The organism is Microcoleus sp. B4-C2 (genome assembly GCF_036705265.1).
In the GTDB taxonomy this organism is placed as follows: domain Bacteria; phylum Cyanobacteriota; class Cyanobacteriia; order Cyanobacteriales; family Microcoleaceae; genus Microcoleus.
The window spans coordinates 42,981-48,993 of the sequence record NZ_JAUBUB010000044.1 but is presented as its reverse complement, the minus strand read 5'-3'; the positions used below and the strand labels follow the sequence as shown (position 1 = coordinate 48,993).

At 45.7% G+C, this 6,013-nt stretch carries 6 protein-coding genes; 2 read left to right on the top strand and 4 right to left on the bottom strand.

Features of this window, described 5'->3' with window-relative positions; genetic code table 11:
• Positions 1-270 precede the first annotated feature (270 nt).
• Together QUB20_RS14755 and QUB20_RS14750 are read right to left on the bottom strand one after the other, a co-directional pair.
• Entirely contained in the window at positions 271-2,922 is a 2,652-nt protein-coding gene (locus QUB20_RS14755; RefSeq protein WP_333246436.1) for an EAL domain-containing protein, read from the bottom strand.
• 402 nt (positions 2,923-3,324) lie between these two features.
• Positions 3,325-4,128 (bottom strand): DUF2267 domain-containing protein, encoded by an 804-nt coding sequence (locus tag QUB20_RS14750; RefSeq protein ID WP_333246438.1) that lies wholly within the window; start codon positions 4,126-4,128, stop codon positions 3,325-3,327.
• 301 nt (positions 4,129-4,429) lie between these two features.
• Here QUB20_RS14750 and QUB20_RS14745 point away from each other — a divergent pair, with 301 nt between their 5' ends.
• Both QUB20_RS14745 and QUB20_RS14740 read left to right on the top strand, forming a co-directional pair.
• Positions 4,430-4,558: a hypothetical protein gene (locus QUB20_RS14745; protein ID WP_333272936.1), complete on the top strand. Its 129-nt coding sequence runs from the start codon at positions 4,430-4,432 to the stop codon at positions 4,556-4,558.
• Between the two features lie 141 nt (positions 4,559-4,699).
• Entirely contained in the window at positions 4,700-5,131 is a 432-nt protein-coding gene (locus tag QUB20_RS14740; RefSeq protein WP_333291440.1) for a response regulator, read from the top strand.
• Here the strand turns inward: QUB20_RS14740 and QUB20_RS14735 are convergent.
• Both QUB20_RS14735 and QUB20_RS14730 read right to left on the bottom strand, forming a co-directional pair.
• Complete coding sequence (locus QUB20_RS14735; protein WP_333291438.1) at positions 5,100-5,534, bottom strand: DUF2294 domain-containing protein; 435 nt, start codon at positions 5,532-5,534, stop codon at positions 5,100-5,102. The two genes, QUB20_RS14740 and QUB20_RS14735, sit on opposite strands and share 32 nt — an antisense overlap.
• Before the next feature lie 94 nt (positions 5,535-5,628).
• A complete protein-coding gene (locus QUB20_RS14730) occupies positions 5,629-6,006 on the bottom strand; it encodes a BON domain-containing protein (protein ID WP_333240642.1) in 378 nt (125 codons plus the stop codon).
• Positions 6,007-6,013: the final 7 nt, after the last annotated feature.

The window sequence follows — 6,013 nt, the reverse complement described above, 5'->3', positions numbered from 1 at the left end:
GCGGACTCGAGCCGCTCGCGCTCGACTATTATAATTTACTTGGGGACAATTAATCCACCCTGCCTAGCCCCCCTTAAGAAGGGGGGGACAAGAGTCTTATCAAAGTCAACCCCTACTCCCCTTCTTAAGGGGGATTTAGGGGGATCTAGACTTGGCTATGAACGAGAGATACCAAGGCTTTCAGGTTTAAGTTGACACCTATGGGCATGGCGCCGTGTCCTACTCTCCGCGCCGGAAACGGCGAAAGCGTTTGTCCCTATCAGATATCGCTCAAAAGAGAAGCTTTTGTTTGTTCCCCGATTGATTTTCTAAGCACAATTGGGTGATGGCCGCCGCCGGTATTGGTTTGCTAAAGAAGTAACCCTGACCCATATCGCACTGATGCGATCGCAAAAACGCCAACTGTTCTGCTGTTTCCACTCCCTCAGCAATCACCTGTAAATTCAGGCCCTGTCCCAAGGCGATCGCCAGTTTCACAATAGTAGCACCGCTGCTGCCAGTCACCAAATCGGCCACGAAAGATTTGTCTATTTTTAAATTATTGAGGGGAAAGTTTTTCAGAGACCACAGCGAAGAATAACCGGTGCCAAAATCGTCCAGAGAAATGTTAATTCCCATGTCCTGCAACTGCTGCAATACCGACACCGTAAAACTCACATCTGTCATGGCAATGCTCTCGGTAATTTCTATTTCTAAATATTCGGGATTTAACTTGGTTTCTGATAAAATTTCAGCGATGGTTTGTACCGTGTGAGGTTGCAGAAACTGGCGGGCTGATAAATTCACTGCTATCCGCATCGGCGGCAATCCCAATAACTGCCACGCTCGATTTTGCAAGCAAGCAGTCCGCATCACCCATTCGTCAATTTGGCAGATTAATCCTGTTTCCTCAGCTAAGGGAATAAATCGATCGGGAGGAATCAAACCGCGTTCGGGATGCTCCCAGCGAATCAGAGCTTCCACGCCCACTATTTTGCCAGTATTTAAATTTATTTGCGGTTGATAGTACAGGACAAACTCAGATTTTTTTAGAGCTTTGTAAAGATGATTTTCTAAGTTAAGATCCTCGGAGACTTTACTGCCGATCGCCTGCGTGTAAAACTGATAATTATTGCGACCTTTCTGTTTAGCTTTGTACATCGCAGCATCAGCATTTTTTAGCAAAGTTTCTGCATCTTCTCCGTCGTAAGGAGCCAAAGCAATTCCCAAGCTAGCCTTAATATAAAGTTCCAGACCCTCAAAATCAAAAGGAGTGCTTAAACTCTGGATAATTAGCTGGCAAATCTTAGTTGCTTCCTCTGGCGTGTTGATATTGTACAGCAGCACAGTAAATTCATCTCCGCCCCAACGAGCCATCGAATCCCCCACGCGCAAACAGTTAGTCAAACGCCGAGATACACTTTGCAGCAACAAATCCCCCACTGGATGACCGAGAGTATCGTTAACATTTTTAAATCTATCTAAATCTAGAAAGATTACCGCCAGCATTTCTCCATTTTGGTGAGCGCTAGCTAAAGCTAAAGACAGCCTTTCATTAAACAGTAATCTATTAGGTAAACCAGTTAAGGGGTCGTGAGAAGCTTGATGTCGGATCATCGCCTCGACACGCCTCTGCATGGCAGCCATGTACAGGTGAGTTCCTAAAGATTGTGCTAGCTTCTGTTCCTCGCTAGTCCACTTTTGAGCTTCGCCTGTTTTGATTTCTTTCCAAGCTGCAAATGACTGTCGGGGACGATCGTGCCGGGTGTCCGAACTGCAACGGCCCGCCCACAAAATTTCGGTTTGTATAGGGCTGCGAAAAACGGTGAGACAGCCGATGCACTGTTGGCGGTATTGCAGCGGTACTGCCAAAAATGCTCGAATGGAAGCTGCGACTAAATTGGCAGATACAGATTTGAGTTGAGGTTCTTTAGAAATATCAGAAATTGCGTACAAGTGCGGTACGATAAAACTGGAAATATTACTGTCAATTGAGCTGTAATGCTGGGAATAGAGATTTTCAAAAATACCTAATTGGCTGGTATGATTAGCAGTTTGTGCTGGATCGTCTTGGTTTGCCCTCCCCATAATCTGCTGCCAAAATGGGCTGAGTTCAAGGTCGATGTCCGCAGGCTGCTGGCCACAGGTATAAAGCAAAGCGGGCCGATCGCCAAACTCGGCTGCAATGTAGAGTCGCCCTCCTGAACCACGCAAATGCTTGACAGTTTGTTCGAGAACAGCTTTCCGAATTTCGTTTAGTTCCAGAGGAGAATGCAGCAAACTGGTAATTTGGTTGATAACGGCTTCGTCGCGCGCTTGCTGTCTAGCTTGACTCAGTAGAAAAGATTGGGCGATCGCAATTGAAAGTTGATCGACAAGCAACTGCACCATTTTCAATTCTCGATCGCTAAACCGTTTTGGTTGGCTATGGTGAGACACCAACAGCCCCCAAAGGTGATTTTGATGCAAAATCGGCACCGTCAGAGAAGAACGTGCCCCCATAGCCTTCAGATATTCAGCGTGACAGGGGTCTACAGGACGATAGCTAATATCTTCAACTGCTAAAGTTTTGCCGGTTTCGGGACAATCTAACCGATTAATTGTTTGATGCTTCAATTCCACATCTACAATCACTCGCTGCCGCGCTTTGAGAAACATTTCCCGAGCACTATGGGGAATGTCGCCTGGTGGAAAGCGCAAACCCAACATAGATGGCAAATTGTCACCGTTGATGGACTCAGCAATGACCTCACCGCTACCGTCGGTCTCAAAGCGATAAACTTTTACTCGATCGCTCTCTAAAAAGCTGCGGATTTCTCGCGCTGTGGTCGTCAAAATCTCTTGGAGTTCTAAAGAGTTGCGGATGCGATTGGTAATTCGATTGAGTAAAATCTCTTGTTCTAAAGTCGATCGTGACATTTGTCTAACTTTGGTGCGGGTCATCGCTTTTGATCTCCCGGGCTGTTGACAGCATTTTTGCGAGCCACAGTCTTAACTTGCCCTGTATTATACAATACAATACTTTCGCCCCGTCTAGGGGCTAGACCCAACCCAAGAGCGCGAAACTCGGTTTCTGGGGATATTTCCACTTTTTAGACAAATTTCAGTGATAAATCGAGTTTTTCACAGCACTTACAAGGCAAGGAAAGAGCGATCGGGCAATTAGTGAGGACGAAAGTTCGATCGAGTTGAATCAGGACTCCAGTCCTCACTACAAAGCAATTGCAGAGCTACAACACAAAAGGTATAGAAAAACCGATTTGAGCAACCAGTATTCTGCCCTCTGGAGGGAGAATACTGATTGCTCAAACCGGCTAGTAAGTATTTATACCTTAAACGGTCTTATTAAGCCGACTCCCAAATTCCCCGAATTCTGTCCGGCAAAAAGCCAGCTATTTCCTGAATTCGCTCCTCGGACAGCTCATCCTTCGTCGCCGAAAATACAGCGGCGATCGCAGTTTCCGGTTTTACTCCCGAAGGAAGTGCGCCTTCTAGTTCCACCCTCCGTGCAAACAAATTGCCATCGATCCCCGCAGGTGCAGGCGGGCCGGTCAAAGGCTGACGTATCCGGCTCAGCAATCCCACCAGCGGATTGGTATCTTTCCAGAGGTCTGCTATTTCTTGTTGCAGGGTTTTGTCATCAGTAGGCAAAACTTCTTTGTGCAATTCAGATTCCACGCGATCGCTGGCTTCTGTTGTCATCACATCGCGCATGATCCGGTACACTACTTCGGTAATGTCGCGGGCATCAAAAATATCCTCCAAGTGACCTTTTACCATCACTTTTTCCAAAAACGGCATATCCTTTGAAGCGATAGGAACTGCCGATCCTTCCTGGTGGAGCGACTTCGGAGGATTCGTCTCCATTTTGTGTAACAGTTTGCGACCTTTTTCTGTTAACTCAGCTTGTTGAAATGCCACTAAAGGCGGCAATAACTCAGTTCCTCCATAAGGCTCGCCACTAAACTGAGCTTTGATAAATTCCCTTTGGTTGAGGTAGTCTAAATGACCGAGCAATTCCGCTTCCGCCACTTGGTGACCGACATATTCTTCGGCTGCGTTCCTAATTTCCGACTCTCCCCTGCCGTTTCCGCTGCCAATCTTTTTGAGCAAAATGTAAGTCAGGTCGTCTCTGATTGGAATTGTCATTAAAACCTCCTAGGTTAATATCCGGTAAAGCTCAGGTAAAAAATGATTTTTTTTACTGGCTTAAATTGTGATTATTACTACTTAAAAACATTGAAGTCTAAAGTAGAGTAATCAAGTATCTCTCAGCAGGTGTAAGTTATTCAAATAAAGTAACGGTTAGAATATTCCTTTAGGTAGATCCAGGTAGGGAAACCCATGTTTAATGTGGTTAATATCCGAAGAAGCTGTCGCCACTCTTCAATGCTATTAAGCGAGAATGCTTTATTGGTAAGAGTTTTCGTATTTATTGCGTATTTTTACCATGGCTGACGCACCAAGAGAGCCTCAGTTGGTAATTGGCGCTGGGAGAGGTAGAATTAAGCAGATGCTATGGAATGAATCAACTGCGGTCGTTTTGCCCGCAGCTTGTAGCGATATTGTATCGGGTTAGACCAAAAACTGGTCATGGGAGAGCTACAAATACGAGCCAATCTGTGTCAAGTGCCGCAGCGCCACTTGAAGAATGCCTCGGTAACAAATTTTTTGATCGTTGCGATCGGCATTTATGAACTACCCTAATTGGAACAATAAATTGGAATCCTCGTCTCTCATTAGCGGTCAACCCCCGGTTGAAAAGCGTCCTTTAGTGTTGGCGGTAGACGACAATCCTGACAACTTAGAGCTGCTGACACAAATACTCGATTTATTCGGGTGCGAGTGTGTGGGAGCAGTGGACGGGTACGCAGCTCTTTCTGCAGCAGTCGATCGACAGCCCGACCTAATCGTACTCGACATTTGCCTGCCGGATATAGACGGTATGGAAGTAGTAAAGCGCGTCCAAGAAAACCCCGCTATCAGACATATTCCGATTGTTGCTATCACAGCACTAGCAAAACCAGAAGACCGCGCTCGAATTCTCCAAGCAGGCTGCGTGGAATACCTTTCCAAACCTTTTAACATCAAAGATTTAGAAACAGTTATCCGCCAGCACCTCAACTCTCCAATGCTTTTGGTTGAGTTTTAGATTTATAGTTAGAATCACGAACTTGAGGTGCAGAGTCCAAAATTGCGATCGTTCCAGTGCGGCCTGTCTCCAAGGTCGCATCGCGGAGCAAATCAGTAACTCCCACGCCCAAAACCTTTTGGATTAATTCTTTCAGTGGCAATTCCAGAACTGATTCTAATTGTGTCCGCACCTGCAAAGCCAAATCTTCCTGACCGTTCTGAGCCAGCAGTTTTTCGGGTTGAGTAAGCCCATTTTCCACAACTATTATCAATTTGTTATCCAAAAGATTGCACAGCGCCTGACTCGTTGGGTGTCCGAGTTTAGAGCGGTACAAAGCTTGAATTCCCTGCGAAAGAGTCCGTTCTAATTTACCGCGAGTAGGTTCTAAGGTTTCCCCTGTCATATTTTTTATTGACACCATGATAGATAAAAAATACTGTTAGCAGCAGTTAACAGTTACAGTAAACTTAACTACTGCTAACAGTCAACTGCTAACTGTTAGAAATAAAGTCGCTTTAGCCGACAGTAACTTGATTAGTTTCCACCCCAGTTGCACCCTTAACGCCTTTAGCAATTGTCACCAACTTGTTGACAATTTCCTGACTGGGAACTGTACCTTTGAGAACCACAGTAGTGCCAAGTTGAGCCACATAAACAGTCTCAATATCCGCAACATCGGGATTTGCATCGAAAGCCTGAGCTACCCGTTTAGCTAAACCGCTTTGATCGTATTCTCCGTTCAAGCCCATGCGTTCCGGCGGGATTGTCTGAGCGCTCGCAGCAGGTTGAGCTTGAGCTTGAGATTGAGCTACAGGTGCTTGATAAGCAGGAGCGTCAACAGTTTCTTGATTTTCTTTTTTTTCTAAACCAAACAATCTTTTTAGCCAGCCCATAAAGTTT